Annotated in this window: 10 protein-coding genes; 5 read left to right on the top strand and 5 right to left on the bottom strand. The window is 72.9% G+C overall.

Annotation, left to right across the window (positions count from 1 at the left end):
- Positions 1–63: 63 nt before the first annotated feature.
- Entirely contained in the window at positions 64–5,028 is a 4,965-nt protein-coding gene (locus tag ACWDX6_RS24710) for an NAD-glutamate dehydrogenase (protein WP_451487069.1), read from the top strand.
- Positions 5,029–5,105: 77 nt separating this feature from the next.
- Here the strand turns inward: ACWDX6_RS24710 and ACWDX6_RS24705 are convergent, their stop codons facing one another.
- From ACWDX6_RS24705 to ACWDX6_RS24685, 5 genes are all read right to left on the bottom strand, one after another.
- Positions 5,106–6,239: a glycosyltransferase 87 family protein gene (locus tag ACWDX6_RS24705; RefSeq protein WP_451487087.1), complete on the bottom strand. Its 1,134-nt coding sequence runs from the start codon at positions 6,237–6,239 to the stop codon at positions 5,106–5,108.
- A 400-nt stretch (positions 6,240–6,639) separates the two neighbouring features.
- A complete protein-coding gene (locus tag ACWDX6_RS24700; protein ID WP_451487086.1) occupies positions 6,640–7,443 on the bottom strand; it encodes a carbohydrate ABC transporter permease in 804 nt (267 codons plus the stop codon).
- Positions 7,444–7,505: 62 nt separating this feature from the next.
- Positions 7,506–8,852, bottom strand: coding sequence for a carbohydrate ABC transporter permease (locus ACWDX6_RS24695; protein WP_451487068.1), 1,347 nt, complete (start codon positions 8,850–8,852; stop codon positions 7,506–7,508).
- A gap of 9 nt (positions 8,853–8,861) precedes the next feature.
- Positions 8,862–10,244, bottom strand: coding sequence for an ABC transporter substrate-binding protein (locus tag ACWDX6_RS24690; RefSeq protein WP_451487067.1), 1,383 nt, complete (start codon positions 10,242–10,244; stop codon positions 8,862–8,864).
- A gap of 155 nt (positions 10,245–10,399) precedes the next feature.
- Complete coding sequence (locus tag ACWDX6_RS24685; RefSeq protein WP_451487085.1) at positions 10,400–14,455, bottom strand: FtsK/SpoIIIE domain-containing protein; 4,056 nt, start codon at positions 14,453–14,455, stop codon at positions 10,400–10,402.
- A gap of 430 nt (positions 14,456–14,885) precedes the next feature.
- Here ACWDX6_RS24685 and ACWDX6_RS24680 point away from each other — a divergent pair, with 430 nt between their 5' ends.
- The 4 genes from ACWDX6_RS24680 to ACWDX6_RS24665 form a co-directional block, all read left to right on the top strand.
- On the top strand, positions 14,886–16,541 hold the full coding sequence (locus tag ACWDX6_RS24680) for a serine/threonine-protein kinase (RefSeq protein ID WP_451487066.1): 1,656 nt from the start codon (positions 14,886–14,888) through the stop codon (positions 16,539–16,541).
- A 106-nt stretch (positions 16,542–16,647) separates the two neighbouring features.
- On the top strand, positions 16,648–17,886 hold the full coding sequence (locus ACWDX6_RS24675; RefSeq protein WP_451487065.1) for a serine/threonine-protein kinase: 1,239 nt from the start codon (positions 16,648–16,650) through the stop codon (positions 17,884–17,886).
- Between the two features lie 43 nt (positions 17,887–17,929).
- Entirely contained in the window at positions 17,930–19,036 is a 1,107-nt protein-coding gene (prfB, locus tag ACWDX6_RS24670) for a peptide chain release factor 2 (RefSeq protein ID WP_451487064.1), read from the top strand.
- A 417-nt stretch (positions 19,037–19,453) separates the two neighbouring features.
- The coding region (locus ACWDX6_RS24665) for a hypothetical protein (RefSeq protein WP_451487063.1) at positions 19,454–19,988 on the top strand (535 nt) is incomplete at its 3' end.

The following is a 19,988-nucleotide window of genomic DNA, read 5'->3' as shown; positions in this document are numbered from 1 at the left end:
CGTGGCGTTGTGTCCTTTCTTCCACCGACGTCACGCAATGGCGCGCGACAGGAGCCAGAGGACATGCAGACCAAGCTGGACGAAGCCAAGGCCGAGCTGCTCGAAAGGGCCGCCCGGGTAGCTGAGAACAGCCCGGTCGGGGGGCGACTTCCGACGGGGCCCGAGAGCGGGGAGAGGCCCGACCGGGACACCCTGCTCGACTACCTCCAGCGCTACTACCTGCACACCGCGCCCGAGGATCTCACCGACCGCGACCCGGTGGACGTCTTCGGCGCCGCACTGTCGCACTACCGACTCGCCGAGACCCGACCCCAGGGCACCGCCAACGTGCGCGTCCACACCCCGACGGTCGAGGAGAACGGCTGGACCTGCAGCCACTCCGTCGTCGAGGTCGTCACGGACGACATGCCGTTCCTCGTGGACTCCGTGACGAACGAGCTCTCCCGCCAGGGCCGCGGCATCCACGTCGTGATCCACCCGCAGGTGCTCGTCCGCCGTGACGTCACGGGCAAGCTCATCGAGGTGCTGGCCGCCGAGAGCGCCGCCCTGAAGGCCGATCTCCCCCACGACGCGCTCGTCGAGTCCTGGATCCACGTCGAGATCGACCGCGAGACCGACCGCGCCGACCTCAAGCAGATCACCGCCGACCTGCTGCGCGTCCTGTCCGACGTCCGCGAGACGGTCGAGGACTGGGAGAAGATGCGCGACGCCGCGCTGCGCCTCGCCGACGGGCTGCCCGACGAGCCCATGGCGTCCGACCTGCGGCCCAGCGAGGCCGAGGAGGCTCGCGAGCTGCTGCGCTGGCTCGCCGCCGACCACTTCACCTTCCTCGGGTACCGCGAGTACGAGCTGGTCGACGGCGACGCACTGACCGCCGTCCCCGGCACCGGCCTGGGCATTCTGCGCTCCGACCCGCACCTCAGCGGCCAGGACGACCAGCACCCCGTCTCGCCGTCCTTCAGCCGACTGCCCGCCGACGCCCGCGCCAAGGCGCGCGAGCACAAGCTGCTGATCATCACGAAGGCCAACAGCCGCTCCACGGTCCACCGCCCGTCGTACCTCGACTACGTCGGCGTCAAGAAGTTCGACGCCGAGGGCAACGTCGTCGGCGAGCGCCGTTTCCTCGGCCTGTTCTCCTCCGCCGCGTACACCGAGTCCGTCCGCCGCGTGCCGGTGGTCAGCCGCAAGGTGCAGGAGGTCCTGGACGGCGCGGGCTTCTCTCCCAACAGCCACGACGGCCGCGACCTGCTCCAGATCATGGAGACCTACCCGCGCGACGAGCTGTTCCAGACCCCGGTCGACCAGCTCCGGTCCATCGTCACCAGCGTCCTGTACCTGCAGGAGCGGCGGCGGCTGCGGCTCTACCTGCGCCAGGACGAGTACGGCCGCTACTACTCCGCCCTCGTCTACCTGCCGCGCGACCGCTACACCACCGGGGTCCGGCTGCGGATCATCGACATCCTCAAGGAGGAGCTCGGCGGCACCAGCGTCGACTTCACCGCCTGGAACACCGAGTCGATCCTCTCCCGGCTGCACTTCGTCGTCCGCGTCGAGCCCGGCACCGAGCTCCCCAAGCTGACCGACGCCGACGCCGACCGCATCGAGGCCCGGCTCGTCGAGGCCGCCCGCTCCTGGGCCGACGGCTTCGGCGAGGCCCTCAACGCCGAGCTGGGCGAGGAGCGCGCCGCCGAGCTGCTCCGCCGCTATGGCAACGCCTTCCCCGAGGGCTACAAGGCCGACCACTCGCCGCGCGCCGCCGTCGCCGACCTGGTCCACCTGGAGCAGCTCGACCACACCGGCGAGGACTTCGCCCTCTCGCTGTACGAGCCGGTCGGCACCGGACCCGGCGAGCGCCGCTTCAAGATCTACAAGACCGGCGCGCAGGTCTCCCTCTCCGCCGTCCTGCCGGTGCTCAACCGGCTCGGCGTCGAGGTCGTCGACGAGCGCCCGTACGAGCTGCGCTGCTCCGACCGTACGCACGCGTGGATCTACGACTTCGGTCTGCGGCTCCCCTCACCGACCGCCAACGGCGGCGACTACCTCGCCGACGACGCCCGCGAGCGGTTCCAGGAGGCCTTCGCCGCCACCTGGACCGGCAAGGCGGAGAACGACGGCTTCAACGCGCTGGTGCTGTCCGCCGGTCTGAACTGGCGCCAGGCGATGGTGCTGCGCGCCTACGCGAAGTACCTGCGCCAGGCCGGTTCGACGTTCAGCCAGGACTACATGGAGGACACCCTCCGTGACAACGTCCACACCACCCGGCTGCTCGTCTCCCTCTTCGAGGCCCGGATGTCCCCTGAGCGCCAGCGCGCCGGCAACGAGCTGATCGACGGGCTCATGGAGGAGCTGGACGGCGCCCTCGACCAGGTCGCCTCCCTCGACGAGGACCGGATCCTCCGCTCCTTCCTGACCGTCATCAAGGCCACCCTGCGGACCAACTTCTTCCAGAAGTCCGACGACGGCACGCCGCACGCGTACGTGTCGATGAAGTTCGACCCGCAGGCGATCCCCGACCTCCCCGCGCCCCGCCCGGCGTACGAGATCTGGGTGTACTCGCCGCGCGTCGAGGGCGTGCACCTGCGCTTCGGCAAGGTCGCGCGAGGCGGTCTGCGCTGGTCCGACCGGCGCGAGGACTTCCGTACCGAGATCCTCGGCCTGGTGAAGGCGCAGATGGTGAAGAACACCGTCATCGTGCCCGTCGGCGCCAAGGGCGGCTTCGTCGCCAAGCAGCTCCCGGACCCGTCCGTGGACCGTGACGCCTGGCTGGCCGAGGGCATCGCCTCCTACCGGACGTTCATCTCGGCCCTGCTGGACATCACCGACAACCTCGTCGCCGGCGAGGTCGTGCCCCCGGTCGACGTCGTCCGCCACGACGAGGACGACACCTACCTCGTCGTCGCCGCCGACAAGGGCACCGCGACCTTCTCCGACATCGCCAACGAGGTCGCCGTCGCCTACGGCTTCTGGCTCGGCGACGCCTTCGCCTCGGGCGGCTCGGCCGGCTACGACCACAAGGGCATGGGCATCACCGCCCGCGGCGCCTGGGAGTCCGTCAAGCGGCACTTCCGCGAGCTCGGCCACGACACCCAGACCGAGGACTTCACCGTCGTCGGCGTCGGCGACATGTCCGGTGACGTCTTCGGCAACGGCATGCTGCTGAGCGAGCACATCAGGCTCGTGGCCGCCTTCGACCACCGGCACATCTTCATCGACCCGAACCCGGACGCGGCCGTCTCGTACGCCGAGCGGCGCCGTCTCTTCGAGCTGCCCCGCAGCTCCTGGGCCGACTACAAGGCGGAGCTGCTCTCGCCGGGCGGTGGCATCCACCCCCGTACCGCCAAGTCGATCCCGGTCAACGCGCACATGCGGGCGGCCCTCGGCATCGAGTCCGGCATCACCAAGATGACCCCGGCCGAGCTGATGAAGGCGATCCTCCACGCCCCCGTCGACCTGCTGTGGAACGGCGGCATCGGTACGTACGTGAAGTCGTCCGCCGAGACCCACGCGGACGTCGGCGACAAGGCGAACGACGCCATCCGCGTCAACGGCGAGGACCTGCGGGTCAAGGTCGTCGGCGAGGGCGGCAACCTCGGTCTCACCCAGCTCGGCCGGATCGAGTTCGCCCGCAGGGGCGGCCCCGACGGCGAGGGCGGCAAGGTCAACACCGACGCCATCGACAACAGCGCCGGTGTGGACACCTCCGACCACGAGGTCAACATCAAGATCCTGCTCAACGGGCTCGTCACCGAAGGCGACATGACCGTCAAGCAGCGCAACAAGATCCTCGCGGAGATGACCGACGAGGTCGGCGCCCTGGTCCTGCGCAACAACTACGCGCAGAACGTGGCCCTGGCCAACGCGGTCGCCCAGTCGCCGTCCCTGCTCCACGCCCACCAGCGGTTCATGCGCCGACTGGGCCGCGACGGACACCTCGACCGGTCGCTGGAGTTCCTGCCCAACGACCGGCAGATCCGCGAGCTGCTCAACGCCGGCAAGGGCCTGAGCCAGCCGGAGCTCGCCGTCCTCCTCGCGTACACCAAGATCACGGTGGCCGACGAGCTGATCGGCACCGGCCTGCCGGACGACCCGTACCTGCGGGGGCTGCTCCACGAGTACTTCCCGACGCTGCTGCGCGAGCAGTTCCCCGAGGCGATCGACGCGCACGCGCTGCGCCGGGAGATCATCACCACGGTCCTGGTCAACGACACCGTCAACAGCGGTGGCTCCACCTTCCTGCACCGCCTCCGCGAGGAGACCGGCGCGTCGATCGAGGAGATCGTCCGCGCGCAGACCGCCGCCCGCGCGATCTTCCGGCTCGGCGAGGTCTGGGACGCCGTCGAGGCGCTCGACAACCAGGTGCCGGCCGAGTTCCAGACGCGGATGCGGCTGCACTCCCGCCGACTGGTCGAGCGCGGTACGCGCTGGCTGCTCGGCAACCGGCCGCAGCCGCTCCAGCTCGCGGAGACGATCGACTTCTTCGGCGAGCGCGTCGAGCGGGTCTGGGGCGAACTGCCCCAGCTGCTGCGCGGCGCGGACCTGGAGTGGTACCAGTCGATCCTGGCGGAGCTGACGGCCGTGGGCGTCCCGGAGGAGCTCGCGCTGCGGGTCGCCGGGTTCTCCTCCGCCTTCCCGACCCTCGACATCGTCGCGATCGCGGACCGCACGGCCAAGGACCCGATGGCGGTCGCCGAGGTCTACTACGACCTGGCCGACCGGCTGCGGATCACCCAGCTCATGGACCGGATCATCGAGCTGCCGCGCGAGGACCGCTGGCAGTCGATGGCCCGCGCCTCCATCCGCGAGGACCTGTTCGCCGCGCACGCCGCTCTGACGGCGGACGTGCTGTCGGCGGGCAACGGCACCTCGACGCCGGAGGAGCGGTTCAAGGCCTGGGAGCAGAAGAACGCGGCGATCCTGGGCCGGGCGCGCACGACACTGGAGGAGATCCAGAGCTCGGAGACGTTCGACCTGGCCAACCTGTCGGTGGCGATGCGGACGATGCGCCAGCTGCTGCGGACGCACAGCTGAGCGAGCTGACGACTGCTGAGTGAGAGGGCCCCGCCGGACTTCCGGCGGGGCCCTCTCACTCGTCGGGGGTGGCGACCTCACTCGTCGGGGGTCGCGACGGACGCGGTCCACAGGCGCCGGGCGGCCAGCAGCGCCGCCGCCAGCAGCAGCGCGTTACGGGCGACCATGATCAGCAGACCCGGCCAGGTGCCGGCCACCACCTCGTCGTACAGGACCGGGTACGCGAGGGAGCTGAGCGCCGCCGCCGGGAGGAGGAGCACCGCCACCGGGCGCATGACGCTCTCCCGGCAGGTGAGGCAGACGGCGACGAGGCCGAGCAGCCAGACCATGTACTGGGGGCTGATCACCCGGCTGGTGACGGTGAACAGCAGCACGGCCGCCAGCGCCGCGTCCAGCGGCGTGGCCACCGTCCAGGTGCGCGCCCGCAGCCGCCACATCAGCAGCCAGACGAAGGCCAGGACCGTCAGCAGCAGCGCGAACCAGCCCAGGCTGGAGACGTACGGGCCGACGTACTCGAACGCGCCGTAGCGGTACTCCACCGTTCCCGGCCAGCCGCCCGTCGCTCTGGCCACCGCCAGGGCGGTGCCGCCGAGCGACTCGATCTGGATGCCCCGGCCGCCCTGCTGGCGCAGGAAGTCGAGGGAGTGGGAGAAGCAGAGGGCGAGGGTGGCGAGCAGGGCCGCCGCGGTGACGGCGGCGGACACCCAGGCGTCCCGGGTGGTACGGCCCCGGGGCGTGCCGATCAGCGTCAGGGCCGGCCACACCTTGACCAGTGCGCCGACCGCGGCGAGCGCCCCGCCGAGGAGACGGCCCGCGGTGAGGCGGGACCTCAGGGCGAGGAGGGCGAGGACGGCGAGGGCGGTGGCCTGGACGTCGTACCGGGCGAGGGGGATGTGCAGGAGCAGCGGCAGCCCGCAGACCCAGACCCAGGCGCCGTGCGTGAGGCGGTCGCTGTCGGCGCGGGCGAGGGCGAGGGCCACGACGGCGTCGGCGAGGAGGGTGAGGGCGACGAAGGCCTGGAAGTACGTGAGCCAGGGCAGGATGCCGGGCGACATGATGACGAGACCGGCGCCGGGCGGGTACTGCCAGGTGACGTCGCCGACCGGGAAGGTGCCGTGCGCGAACTGCTGGTACCAGTACTGGTAGAGCACGTGGACCTCGCGGCCCACACCGCCGACGCCCAGGCTGTCGCGCAGGAGCAGCAGCAGCATGCCCACACGGGTGACCGTCCAGACACCGGCGAGGGCGAGCTGGGGCCCGCGGCCGACCGCGACGAAGGTGGCCGCCGTGAACGTCTCCGACTCGAAGGGGGACCCGGTGAGCGCGGGCGGCGCGGGCGCGCACGGGATCGGCGGCGCGGCCTCGTCGTCCGTGCCGGTCCCGGTGCCGGCACCGATGCCGGGGTCACCCGGGGTGCCTGGATCGCCGTCGGGTGAGGGCTGGGGGGTGCGGTTTCGATGCGTGGTCATCGAAACCGCACTCTATTGCGGTTGGGGGGATTTGCCCCATTTTTATCCCCCCGTCCTGGTGACTCCCCGTACGCCGCCACGGCCACCGGTCCGCTCCGCAGCGATCTGCGGGCCCTCGTACCCGTACCGCCCGCGCCCCTGCCTACTTCACCGCGCCCGCCATCACGCCCGAGACGAACTGGCGCTGGAAGGCGAAGAAGACGGCCAGCGGGATCACCATCGAGACGAACGCGCCCGGCGCCAGTACGTCGATGTTGTTGCCGAACTGGCGTACCTGCTGCTGCAGCGCGACCGTGATCGGCGGGGACTCGGAGTCCGCGAAGATCAGCGCGACCAGCATGTCGTTCCACACCCACAGGAACTGGAAGATGCCGAGCGAGGCGATCGCCGGCGCGCCCAGGGGCATCACGACCCGGGTGAAGAGCCGGATCTCGCCCGCCCCGTCCAGCCGGGCCGCTTCGAGCAGCTCCTTCGGGATCTCCGCGAAGAAGTTCCGCAGCAGGAAGATCGCGAAGGGCAGTCCGAACGCGGTGTGGAAGAGGACGACCCCCAGCGTCGTCTCGAAGATCCCGATCGTGCCGAACAGTTTCGACACCGGCACGAGCGCGACCTGCACCGGGACCACGAGAAGGCCGACGACGACCAGGAACCACCAGTCCCGACCGGGGAAGTCCAGCCAGGCGAAGGCGTACCCGGCGAGCGAGCCGATGACGACGACCAGGACGGTCGCCGGGACGGTGATCAGGACGGTGGAGAGCAGCGAGCCCGTGATGGTCTCGTTGGTGAGGAGGTTGGCGTAGTTCTCGGTGGTGAGCTGCGCCGGGGCGGTGAAGACCTGCCACCAGCCGCTCTCGCTGATGTCGGAGGGGGAGCGGAGCGACGACAGCAGCAGCCCCACCGTCGGCATCAGCCAGAAGAGCCCGACGAGGACGAGGAAGATCCGCATCGCGCCCCCGCCGGTCCTGGCGGCGATCCGCGCCCCCAGGCCGCCGTCTCGATTCGACGCTGTCACCGGCGGGTCTCCCTTCGCATACGGCGGATGTTGAAGGCCATCACCGGGATCACGAGCAGCAGGAGCAGAACGGCGATGGCGGAGCCGATCCCGAGATCGGCGTCCGTGCCGAAGGACGACCTGTACAGCTGGAGCGCGAGCACGTTCGCGTCGTCCTGCGCCGAGCCCGGCGCGATGATGAACACCAGGTCGAAGACCTTGAGGACGTTGATCATCAGGGTGACGAGGACGACGGCGAGGACGGGCGCGAGGAGGGGGACCGTGATGCGGCGGAACACCTGCCATTCGTTCGCCCCGTCGACACGCGCCGCTTCGAGGAGTTCGCGCGGCACGCTCGCCAGGCCCGCGGCGATCAGCATCATCGCGAACCCGGCCCACATCCACACGTAACTGCCGATGATGGCGGGGGTGACGAGGGAGGGGCCGAGCCACTCGACGCCGTTGTACTGCTCCCGGAAGTTGCTCGAGGGCAGCCGCAGGACCGATCCGTCGGCGGCGGCCGGGAGGCTGAACGTGCCGTCGGCGGCGGCCGTGGTGCTCGCGACGACCCGGCCGTCCTTCACCGCCTCGATGCGCAGCCCCTTGAGGCCGAGCTCCGTCGGGTCGACGGCGTTCGGCTTCCCGCCCCCGCCCCTGGTGAAGTCCAGCCAGGCCGTGCCGGAGATCCCGCCGGCCGCGGGCGCTGGACCGGCGGTGGGCGCCGGCCTGGCGCCCTGCGGCATCTGCGCCGGCGGGACGCCGATCAGCGGGAGCCGCGCGACCTCCCCCGCACGGACCGGGGCCTCGGTGACGAACCCGCCGTCGCCCGATGCCTTGAGCGGGTGGATCGGGAGCGGGCGCGCCCGGGGGAAGACGGACGACTCGGCGAACGTGTCGTGGACGCCGACCCAGACCGCGTTGGCGATCCCGCGGTCCGGATCCTGCTCGTACACCAGCCGGAAGATGATGCCGGCGGCGAGCATCGAGATCGCCATGGGCATGAAGACGATCAGCTTGAACGCCGTGCCCCAGCGCACCCGCTCGGTCAGGACCGCGAAGATCAGTCCGAGGACGGTCGCGACGGCAGGGGCGACAACCACCCAGATGGCGTTGTTCTTGACGGCCGTGAGGATGGTGTCGTCGGTGAAGAGCTCGATGTAGTTGTCGAGGCCGGCGAAGGAGGTCCCGGACTTGTCGAAGAAGGACCGCTGGACGGAGTACCCGATCGGGTAGACGACGAGCGCACCGAGCAGCAGCAGGGCGGGGAGGAGGAACCCCGCCGCCACTGCCTTACGGGTGCCGGTGACGCTCTTGTGCGGAGTGCGGGGCGTGTCCTGCCCGCCTATGCGCGGCACCGATGCCATGGCGGCGGCTCAGCTCTTGTACGCCTTGGCCGCGTCGGCCTCCAGCCGTGCCTGGATACCGGCGATGTCCTTCGGGTTCTTCAGGAAGTCCTGGAGCGCCTTCCACTCGCCCTTGCCGGGGGTCCCGCCGAACGACTGGGGCATCTGGTCCGACATGTCGAAGCGGAAGTCGTCGCCGGCGTCGATCAGCGCCTTGGCGATCTCCCGCTGGACGTCGTTCGGGTACGCCGCCAGGTCCAGGTTCTTGTTGGGGGAGAGGAACCCGCCCGCTCCCGCCCAGATCCTCGCCGCGTCCGGGGAGGCGAGGAAGGTCAGCAGCGCCTGGGCGCCTTTGGTGTCCTTCAGCGCCACCGCCGCGTCGCCGGCCGTCACCACCGGGGACTCCCCGCCGTCCTCCACGGCCGGGAACGGGAACACCTTCGCGTCCTTGCCGATCTCGGCATCGGTCTGCGCGATGTTGATGGCGGCGAAGTCGCCCTCGAACACCATCGCGCCCTTGGGCTGTTCACCGCCGGTGAAGGTCTGGGTGACCGACGCGGGGAACTCGGTCTGCAGCGCGCCGTCCGCGCCGCCCGCGATCAAGTTCGGCTTGCCGAACAGCTCGCCGAGCGTGGTCAGGGCCCGGGTGACGGACGGATCCGTCCACTTGATCTTGTGCTGGGCCAGCTGGTCGTACTTCTCGGGCCCGGCCTGGGACAGATAGACGTTCTCGAACCAGTCGGTCAGGGTCCAGCCGTCCGCGCCGCCCACCGAGACGGGGGTGACGCCGGAGGCCGAGATGGTCTCGGCGGTGGCGAGGAAGTCCTTCCACGTCTTGGGCTCGGACACGCCGGCGTTCTCGAAGACGGCGTTGTTGTACCAGATCAGGGACTTGTTGGCGGCCTTGAAGTAGACGCCGTACTGCGTGCCGTCGACCGCGCCGAGGTCCTGCCAGCCCTTCGAGTAGTTCTTGGCGAGCTGGGCCTTGGCCTCCGGCCCGACCGGCTTGATCCACTTCTGGGCGGCGGCCTGGTGGATGGCCCCCACCTGGGGCAGCATCGCCACGTCCGGCGGGGCACCGCCCGCGATCTTCGTACCGAGGAAGTTCACGATCGGGTCCTGGGCGGGCACGAAGGTGACCGTGGCGCCGGTGCGCTTCTCGAACTCCTTCAGGACCTTGGTGAAGTTCTCCTGCTCGGGGCCGGTCCACACGGCGGCGACCTGGATCCTCTCGCCCTTCAGGGAGGGGAGGGAGACCGATTCCCCGCCGGTGCTGGTGGGCCCGGCCGGGGGGCCAGGGTCCTTGGCGCCGTCGGTGCCGCAACCCGCGAGGGTGAGTGCGGTGACGGCGGTGAGGGAGGTGATCGCCGCCGCGGCCCTGCTGGTACGAAGAGTTGTACGCGCTGTACGCATGACTGCCCCGTCTCTCCTGTGCCCGTGCTCGTCCCGTGCTCGTGCCAGTGCGCACAGGTCTACGCCGGGTGGTGGGGCCCCGCAATACCGCCTCCCGCGCCGGACGGGAGATCGTGATGGGCTCGTGACGTGTGGTCAGAGGCGATCGGCGGGGGTCAGGGGTGGACGGCGGGGGTGAGGGGAGCCGCCGGGGTGGCGTCGACGGAGCGGGCCGCGCGGTCGAGAGCGCTCGCGAGGAGTGCCAGATCGGTCGGGCCGTTGCCGAGCTCGCGCACGGGTCTGCGGGTGGGCGGATCGCCCATCCGCTCCCACTCCAGTGGGACGACGGTCGGCCGCAGCGTCGCCGTCCGGGGAATGCGTCCGGTGACCCGGCCGGACTGGAACGGTGTCACCCGGCCGTCCGGGTGACCGAGCCGTCCTCGGCCGGGCGCCGGTTCGTCGGGGCCGGGCGCGGCGGGCGGAGCGTCGAGCACGATCCGCAGCCGGGCGCCGTGGGCCAGCTCCGTGTCCGCCGTCCGGTCCGGGCGGGCCGAGGCCGCGATCAGGTGCACCCCGAGGCGGGCGCCGCCTCGGGCCACGGCTTCGAGGGCCCGTACGACGGACCCGGCGGCGGGCCGCCCCGACGCCCCGAGCGCCGGGGCCACGAGCGCGTCGAAGTCGTCCACCAGCACGACGAGCCGGGGCAGCGGGCCGCCGGGCCCCGTCTCGCTCGCGCCGCCCTCGGCAGGCTCCCGGGCGGCCGCGTCGCCGTATGCCTCGGGCTCCCCACCGGGACGCGGCAGGCGGCGGTCGGAGAGGGTGCCGTCCGCGCCGGGGTAGGGGGTGCGCCGGCTGGGGCGGTCGGAGAGCGAGCCGTCCGCGCCGGGGTAGGGCGTGCGTCCGCTGGGGCGGTCGGAGGGCTCCGAGCCGGTTCCGGTACGCCGGACGCGTCCCGCGGCACCGTCGCCGGGCCCGGTGTCGGCGCGCCGCGGCAGCCGCCCGCTGGGGCGGTCGGAGAGCTCGGAACCGTTAGTCCGGGAGGCGCCGCCGCCGGGACGGCCCGCGCGCTCGTCCAGGCCCGCGCGCTCGTCCCGCGCCGGGCCGGCGCCCGTGCCGGGGCGGTCGCCGACCGGGCCCTCGTCCGTGCGCAGCGTCCGGCCGCTGGGGTGGTGGGCCAGGTCTTCAGGGCCGATGCGCAGGGTCCGGCCGCTCAGGCGGTCACCGAGGGCGTCGTCGGTGGGGCGGTGGGGCCGGGAGCCCTCGTCGGTCGGGCGGTGGACGCGTCCGGGGTCACCGGTCGGCCGATGGGCCCGGCCGGTGTCGTCGGTGGGGCGGTGGACGCGGCCGGTCGGGGGGTCGGTGCGGAAGGCGTCACCGGCGCGGGCGTCGGGGACACGAGCCGTCGCCCGGGCGACCGGCGCCATGCTCTCCGCCGGGCTCGGTCCGCGCTGGCCGATCAGACGGTCCTGCGCCGGACGACGGGTGGCCGTCCGGCGGTCACCGAAGTGACCGTCGCCCAGCAGCTCAGCGCGTCGCTTCAGTTCGGCTCCCAGCGCCTGGGCGAACTCGCGCATCCGTACCGGGTCGGAGGCGACCAGGTGCTCGGTGACATGGGGCAGCTCCGTACAGGCGGCCAGTCCCTCGCCCCGCTCGCCGCCCGCGCCGTCCACCAGCAGCAGCCCCAGGCGGTCGGGCCGCCCTCCGGCCGCGAGGGAGGCGGCGATCGACCGCAGCAGCTCCGTGCGGCCGCTGCCGGCCGGGCCCTCGATCAGCAGGTGCGGCCCCTCCTCGGTCAGATCAACCGAGACCGGTCCGCGCGGACCCGCGCCGAGCACGACCGTCCCGTCCCCGGCCGACGCCCAGCGGGCCAGCAGCGAGGCCGGGGTCGCCCGGGCGAGACCGAGTTCGTCGAGCAGCCGGGCGGACCGGGGCAGAGCCGCCGACGCAGCCCGGCCGCGGGGTGAGGCACCTTCCGTACGCAAGGGGGCCAGAGCCCGGCCGAAGCGCTCCGCCCAGGCGACGGAGACCGCGTCCACCACCCCGACCGTGCCGTGGCCCGCGGCCCGGCCGCCCGCCGTACGCAGCAGCCGCAGCGCCGTCGCCACATCGCCGCTCAACAGGGCGACCGCCCCGCATTCGCGGAAGGCGAGGGAGGCCGCGCACGCGCTCTCATAGGTCGCCGACACCGGTGACACCGGCGAGGCGGCCGGGGCCTCCGCGAGACAGATCAGATGGATGCCGGCGGCGGCCCCCGCACCGGCGAGCCGCGCGGTCGTCTCGCGCAGCGCCGCCGAACCGGGGTCCCCGTCCACGATCACCACCGTCGCCGGACCTTCGTGGCGCGCGGCGGCCTCGGCGACGGCCGAGCGGTCGGCGCTCGGCCAGCCGGGCCCCAGCGGCCCGTCGTCGAGCCGGCGGGTGAGCTCGGCCGTACGGGCGTCGGCCTGTTCGCGGTCGTACGCGAGGAGCAGCCGGCAGTCCTGACCGTGTGCCGGCCGCAGGTGCGGGAGCCAGCCGAGCCAGCCCCAGGCGCGGCGCCGCTCATCGAGGGAGCGGTTGCGGTCCGCGCTGATCAGTACGATCTCCAGCTCGGAGGGGGAGTGCAGGGCGGCGAGCTGCGCCACGACGGAGCGGGCGAGCCCGGCGAGCCGCTTCCCGGGCCCGGCGAGGCCGAGTGAGCCGGCCTCGCGCAGCCCGACGGTGACCGGCACCCCGGACAGCTCGGCCCGGTCGGTCGTGCCGAGCCGGACCACCAGTGACTCGGGATGGCCGGGACCGCGCTCCCAGAGCCGGGGGCCCGGTCCGAGAGCGGTCAGCAGGACGGCGGCCGGATCGGGCCAGGTCTCGGCGGCAGGCGCCGGTCCTGAGGCGATCCTGTCCGGATCGGCCGCGCCGACGGCTCCGGAGGCGGCCCCGGCGTCCGCTCCCGGCGGCTCGCCCTTGCCGCCGGTGAGCCGCCGCGCCCACGCCCCTATCCCGCGCTTGCCGCGTCCCTGCGGAGGGGCGGGGGACTGTCGGCGGGTCCTGCTGTGGCCCTCCCCCTCCCCGTGCACCGCCTCCTCGGCGCGCGCGTGGCCGTGCGAGCCCCCGTGCGTGGCGTCCTCGTCGGGACGGGAGGGGGCGTGGTGGGGCCCGTGGCCGCCGCGCGCGTAGGCGTGGGCGCCGTCGTTCCCGGGTTCGTACGGGCCGGTGCGGTGGTGGGTGTGCGTGCCGTGGGGGCCGTGTGCCGGGGCGGTGGAGTGCTGCCCACGGTCCGGGGCGCTCCCGCCCCCCGAGTCGGTGCCGTGCCCGGAGCCGCCCTTCCCGGCAACGCCGCCTGGGCCGTACGCCTGACCGCTGCCGCTGCCGCTGCCGCTGCCGGTGCCGGTGCCTGCGCCCTGCCCGTACGTATGTCCTGTGCCGTGCCCGGAGCCGGCACCCGCGCCTTGCGCCTGGCCGCTGCGGGGCCCGGCGCCGGTCGCCGCCGTGTCCGACCCGAGCCCGCCGTCGCGCCCTGGGCCCGCCCCGTGCCCCCGACCGCTGCCGGCGCCCGCGCCGGAGTCCGCCCCGGCGGCCACCCGCTCGCCGCCCGAGGCGGAATCCGTCCCCGCGGCCACCCGGAGGTGCCCCTCGCCGTCCGGGGTCGTCGGCAGGGAGTCCGTGCCGACGGGGCCGGGCGTGAGGCGCAGGGCGGACTCGCCGAGGCGCAGGAGGGCGCCGGGGAGCAGGCGGACCGGGCGGACGCCCACCGGGGCGCCGTCCAGCGTCGTGCCGTTCGTGGAACCGAGATCGGCGACCGTGACCCGGCCGTCGTCGCCGACCGTCACCGTGCAGTGCACCCGGGAGACGTCCGGGTCGTCGAGCGGGACGTCCGCGTCCAGGGAGCGGCCGACCCTGATCGGGCCGCCGTGCAGCAGATGCACCCCGCCGGCGTCCGGGCCCGCGACCACGTGGAGCCGGGCCGCGGCGTCCTCACCGAGCCGGTCGTCCTCGCCGGGCACCTGGAGCGTGAGCACGGCGCCGTCGACCAGCGGAGGCTCGCCGAGCGCGCAGCGGCGGGAGTCGAGCCGCTCCCGGCCGGCGTAGAGCACGGTCGTGCCGGAGGTGGAACCGTCCGGGCCGGAGACGGCCGCGGCCAGACCGGAGGCCACGGCGGCCAGCGCCGTCCCCGCCGGAGCGGTGACGAGCACGTCGCAGGCGCGCCCCGAGCCGTGGCCGGCGTGCGGCGCGAGGACGGTCAGCCGGATCTGCATCGCCGTCAGCGGTCCCTTCTGCGCGTGTGCCCGGCAGGGGAACCGCCCTGTGTCCTCCCCCGCCCCGCACGGACGCGTCGTCCGGTACAGGTCGGCACGGCGCGGGGCTCCCGTCCCCTCGATGCGACGTGCTGTGTGCATCCTCGCACCTGCCACCGACAACCCGCCCGCGGGTCGCCACCAAGTGATCTTGAATGGTCGGCTGTGGACGCAAAAGTGCCTGGTTGGGCACGCCTGGCGTCGCTTCCCGCAACCTCCGGTACGACTGCCGCGTCTTGTTTTCGGACAAGTCCGGCGCCGGAATCGGCCGTCCGTGATCGACCGGTGACCCGTTCGGCGGCACTAAAGTGGGTTGGACACCCGGACGGGTCACAACAGATGACAGGGACCCGGGACCCCCCAGGACCACGATCAGCAGGGAGCGCGTGACGTGCGGCCAATCGGCAGCAAGTACCTGCTCGAGGAGCCGCTCGGCCGCGGCGCCACGGGCACCGTCTGGCGAGCCCGCCAGCGGGAGACGGCGGGCGCCGAGGCCGCCGTGCCGGGCCAGCCCGGAGAGACCGTCGCGATCAAGGTCCTCAAGGAGGAGCTGGCCAACGACGCGGACATCGTGATGCGCTTCCTGCGCGAGCGGTCCGTGCTGCTCCGGCTCACCCACCCCAACATCGTGCGCACCCGCGACCTCGTCGTGGAGGGCGACGTCCTCGCCCTGGTCATGGATCTCGTCGAGGGCCCCGACCTGCACCGCTACATCCGCGAGAACGGTCCCCTCACCCCGGTCGCCGCGAGCCTGCTCACCGCGCAGATCGCCGACGCCCTCGCCGCCAGCCACGCCGACGGCGTCGTCCACCGCGACCTCAAGCCCGCCAACGTCCTGCTCGCCGAGCGCGACGGCCGGATGCACCCGATGCTCACCGACTTCGGTATCGCGCGCCTGGCCGACTCCCCGGGCCTGACCCGTACGCACGAGTTCGTCGGCACGCCCGCGTACGTCGCGCCGGAGTCCGCGGAGGGCCGCCCGCAGACCTCCGCCGTCGACATCTACGGCGCGGGCATCCTGCTGTACGAGCTGGTCACCGGCCGTCCCCCGTTCGCGGGCGGCACGGCCCTGGAGGTCCTGCACCGGCACCTCAGCGAGGACCCTCGCCGCCCCTCGACCGTCCCGGGGCCCCTGTGGACGGTCATAGAGCGCTGCCTCAGCAAGAACCCGGACCAGCGGCCCAGCGCCGAGAACCTGGCCCGTGCGCTGCGTACGGTCGCGGCCGGCATCGGCGTGCACGCCACAGCCGCGCAGATCGAGGCCGCCGAGGGGGTCGGCGCCCTGCTCGCCCCGGACCCGGCCCCCGCGCCCGTCCCGGAGACGCCCGGCGCGGCCGACCCGACCCAGGTACTGCCCAGCGGTGGCGGGGCGCACCGGTACGACCCGGCCGCCGCGACCAGCGTCATGCCGACCAGCGGCCCCGCCGGCGGCGGCGCCGACCCGACCGCGGTCATGCCTCCCGTACCGCCGCAGCCCCCGCAGGGCCCGCCGAGCGACGAGCCGCACCCCTGGCAGAGCCAGCTGCGCGCCGCCCGCGACCGCAACGAGCAGACGCAGGTGCAGTACCTGGACCCCAGCCAGGACCCGCTGCGCCGGCGCCCCCAGCGCCAGCCGCAGCCGTACGCGCCCCAGCCGCCCCACCCCCAGCAGCAGCCGCCGAGGCCGCCGCAGCGGCAGCAGTACGCGCCGCAGCAGCCGCCTCCGCAGCCCCCGCAGCAGCAGTACGCGCCGCCCCAGCAGCAGTACCGCCCCCCGCAGCCGCCGCCGCAGGCGCCGGCCCCGCGCGAGCCGCGTCCGCCGCGCCAGCGCAGCGCTAACCCGATGCGGATCCCGGGCCTCGGCTGCCTCAAGGGCTGTCTGTTCACGGTCGTGCTGTTCGTGATCGCCGGCTGGCTCATCTGGGAGCTGACCCCGCTCCAGGACTGGGTCGCCGAGGGCAAGGGCTACTGGCAGGCGATCGGGGACATGATCTCCTCCGTCTCCACGTGGGTCTCCGAGATCGGCAGCACCGAGGGTGGTACCACTACCGGCGGTACGGGGCAGTAGTACCGCCGATTTATCGACTTCCGAGGGGTGATTTCCCCTCGGAAGTGACGACCAGCGCCCGTGGACGCGTAACTTTGTCGCGACCCCAGCCGCTGAGGGAGCAGTCTTGGCACGGAATATCGGCAGCCGCTACACGGCCCACCAGATCCTCGGGCGGGGCAGCGCCGGCACGGTGTGGCTCGGCGAGGGCCCCGAGGGCCCCGTCGCCATCAAGCTGCTGCGCGAGGACCTGGCCTCGGACCAGGAGCTCGTCGGCCGCTTCGTCCAGGAGCGCACGGCCCTGCTCGGTCTCGACCACCCCCGGGTGGTCTCCGTCCGCGACCTCGTCGTCGACGGGAACGACCTCGCCCTCGTGATGGACCTGGTCCGCGGCACCGACCTGCGTACCCGCCTCGACCGGGAACGGAGGCTCGCCCCCGAGGCGGCCGTCGCGATCGTCGCGGACGTCGCCGACGGACTGGCGGCCGCGCACCGCGCCGGAGTCGTCCACCGGGACGTCAAGCCCGAGAACATCCTCCTCGACATGGAGGGACCGCTCGGCCCCGGCGGCGCCCATCCGGCGCTGCTGACCGACTTCGGCGTCGCCAAGCTGATCGACACCCCCGGCCGCACCAAGGCGACCCGGATCATCGGTACGCCGGACTATCTGGCCCCCGAGATCGTCGAGGGCCTGCCACCGCGCGCGGCGGTCGACATCTACGCCCTCGCCACCGTCCTGTACGAGCTCCTCGCCGGGTTCACGCCCTTCGGCGGCGGGCACCCGGGCGCGGTGCTGCGCCGGCATGTCACGGAGACGGTCGTGCCGCTGCCCGGCATCCCCGAGGAGCTGTGGCAGCTGATCGTCCAGTGCCTGGCCAAGGCCCCGGCCTCCCGCCTGCGCGCCTCGGAGCTGGGCGCCCGGCTGCGGGACGTCCTGCCGATGCTCGCCGGCATCCCGCCGCTCGACGTGGACGAGCCGGACGCCGAGCCGGCCGCGGAGCCGCAGGAGGAGGACCCGTACCCGACCGGCGGGCCGGCAGGCGGTCCGGCTCCGCGCCGCGCCGCCGTCCCGCTGGTCCCGGGCGCCTCACCGGACTCCAACCGGGACACCCACACCTCCATGCGGGTCCCCGCCCCCGACGAACTCTCCGGCGGCCCCCTGGGCACCGCACGCGCCCCCCGCCCGGCGGGCACCCGGCGCCCCGGCTCGGCCCGGCACAAGGCGGAGGCGGTCCGCAAGCGCCGCGTCACCCTCTCCGTGGCCGCTGTGGTTCTCGCCGGTGCCCTGGCGGCGGGCGGCTATCTGGCGACCGCCGGCGACACCGACATCCCGCCGCAGGACTCCGAGACGTCCTCACGGCCCTGAAGCCGGGGGCCGGGGACGCGCGGCGAGCCGTTACGCTGGACGCGTGGCAGTCGTCGATGTATCCGAAGAGCTGAAGTCCCTCTCCTCGACCATGGGGTCGATCGAGGCCGTCCTGGACCTCGAGAAGTTGAGGGCAGACATCGCCGTGCTCGAAGAGCAGGCCGCGGCCCCGTCCCTCTGGGACGACCCGGAGGCGGCGCAGAAGATCACCAGCAAGCTTTCGCACCTCCAGGCCGAGGTCCGCAAGGCCGAGGCCCTGCGCAGCCGGATCGACGACCTCGCGGTGCTCTTCGAGCTCGCCGAGGAGATGGACGACCAGGACACGCGCACCGAGGCCGAGGCGGAGCTCGTCTCGGTCCGCAAGGCGCTGGACGAGATGGAAGTCCGCACGCTGCTGTCCGGCGAGTACGACGAGCGTGAGGCGCTCGTCAACATCCGCGCCGAGGCCGGCGGCGTCGACGCCGCCGACTTCGCCGAGCAGCTCCAGCGCATGTACCTGCGCTGGGCCGAGCGGCACGGCTACGGCACGGAGGTCTACGAAACCTCGTACGCCGAAGAGGCCGGCATCAAGTCGACCACCTTCGTGGTCAAGGCCCCGTACGCCTACGGCACGCTCTCCGTCGAGCAGGGCACGCACCGCCTGGTGCGCATCTCCCCCTTCGACAACCAGGGCCGCCGCCAGACGTCCTTCGCCGGCGTCGAGATCCTCCCGGTCGTGGAGTCCTCCGACCACGTCGAGATCGACGAGTCCGAGCTGCGCGTGGACGTCTACCGCGCCTCGGGCCCGGGCGGCCAGGGCGTCAACACGACCGACTCGGCGGTGCGTATCACGCACCTCCCCACCGGCATCGTGGTCTCCTGCCAGAACGAGCGCTCCCAGATCCAGAACAAGGCGAGCGCGATGAACGTCCTCCAGGCCAAGCTCCTCGAGCGCCAGCGCCAGGAGGAGCGCGCCAAGATGGACGCCCTGAAGGGCGACGGCGGCAGCTCCTGGGGCAACCAGATGCGCTCGTACGTCCTCCACCCGTACCAGATGGTCAAGGACCTCCGTACGGACTTCGAGGTCGGCAATCCGCAGGCGGTCCTGGACGGCGAGATCGACGGCTTCCTCGAGGCCGGCATCCGCTGGCGCAAGCAGCAGGAGAAGTAGCCGGGTTCGGCTTCACGACGCCCGGGTCCCGCACTTCGTGTGTGCGGGGCCCGGGCGCCGCCGTTCCGTCTGACGGGCGCACAGTCGGCTTGTGACGACCGGGCGTTGATTCGCGGGCGCAAGCGGAAACCGGGTCAGGCGGGCGCTTTGTCGACAAGGGAACTGCCGCGAGGGAGGCGGAAGTTCCGCGTTTACGTCACAGTTGCATCCCCGCATGGCGGGCAACTCGTGATCTTTCAGACATCGCACGCGCAACGACCTTGACGCGTTTGCGGAAAGTCGGGAGGGTGGCGCTTGGCATGCGCATATCTGGGGCGTGTGTGAACGGGGGCCGGTCCAGTCATGACGCCGCTCCTGCTGCCCGCGGCCCCGAGCGCTGCTCCATGACGAGATTGAGCTACTGGGGGTAGCAGCCAGATGACGAAGAAGACGCGCGTTCGCCTCGCGCGCATCGCGGCCGGCACGGTGATCGTCGCCGGCGCGTCCCTGACCGCCGCGGGCGCCGCACAGGCGGTCAACGCGGACATCGAGGTCGGTCCGCTGAGCATCCAGGCCCAGGTGGGCGAGGAAGAGGACCCCTGCGCGCCGGGCTCCGTGTGCGAGGACCCGGACCCGCAGAACCCGAACCCGGCCGACCCGAACCCGGCGAACCCGAACCCGGCCGACCCGAATCCGGCGAACCCGAATCCGGCGAACCCGAATCCGGCGAACCCGAACCCGGCGAACCCGAACCCGGCCGACCCGAACCCGGCGAACCCGAATCCGGCGAACCCGAACCCGGCCGACCCGAATCCGGCGAACCCGAACCCGGCGAACCCGAACCCGGCCAACCCGGACCCGACCAAGCCGGACCCGCAGAACCCGAACCCGGCCAACCCGGACCCGACCAAGCCGGACCCGCAGAACCCGAACCCGGCCAACCCGAACCCGGCCAACCCGGACCCGCAGAACC

The sequence above is a fragment of the Streptomyces sp. NPDC003027 genome, from assembly GCF_053591435.1.
The sequence above is the reverse complement of the archived record's forward strand: the minus strand, read 5'-3'. Positions and strand labels throughout refer to the sequence as shown.

Bases quoted from the DNA above. Each gene is read 5' to 3' on its own strand.
- ACWDX6_RS24690 (WP_451487067.1), bottom strand. From the start codon at position 10,244: ATGCGTACAGCGCGTACAACTCTTCGTACCAGCAGGGCCGCGGCGGCG.
- ACWDX6_RS24700 (WP_451487086.1), bottom strand. From the start codon at position 7,443: ATGCGGATCTTCCTCGTCCTCGTCGGGCTCTTCTGGCTGATGCCGACG.
- ACWDX6_RS24710 (WP_451487069.1), top strand. From the start codon at position 64: ATGCAGACCAAGCTGGACGAAGCCAAGGCCGAGCTGCTCGAAAGGGCC.
- ACWDX6_RS24695 (WP_451487068.1), bottom strand. From the start codon at position 8,852: ATGGCATCGGTGCCGCGCATAGGCGGGCAGGACACGCCCCGCACTCCG.
- ACWDX6_RS24705 (WP_451487087.1), bottom strand. From the start codon at position 6,239: ATGCTGCTGCTGCTCCTGCGCGACAGCCTGGGCGTCGGCGGTGTGGGC.
- ACWDX6_RS24685 (WP_451487085.1), bottom strand. From the start codon at position 14,455: ATGCAGATCCGGCTGACCGTCCTCGCGCCGCACGCCGGCCACGGCTCG.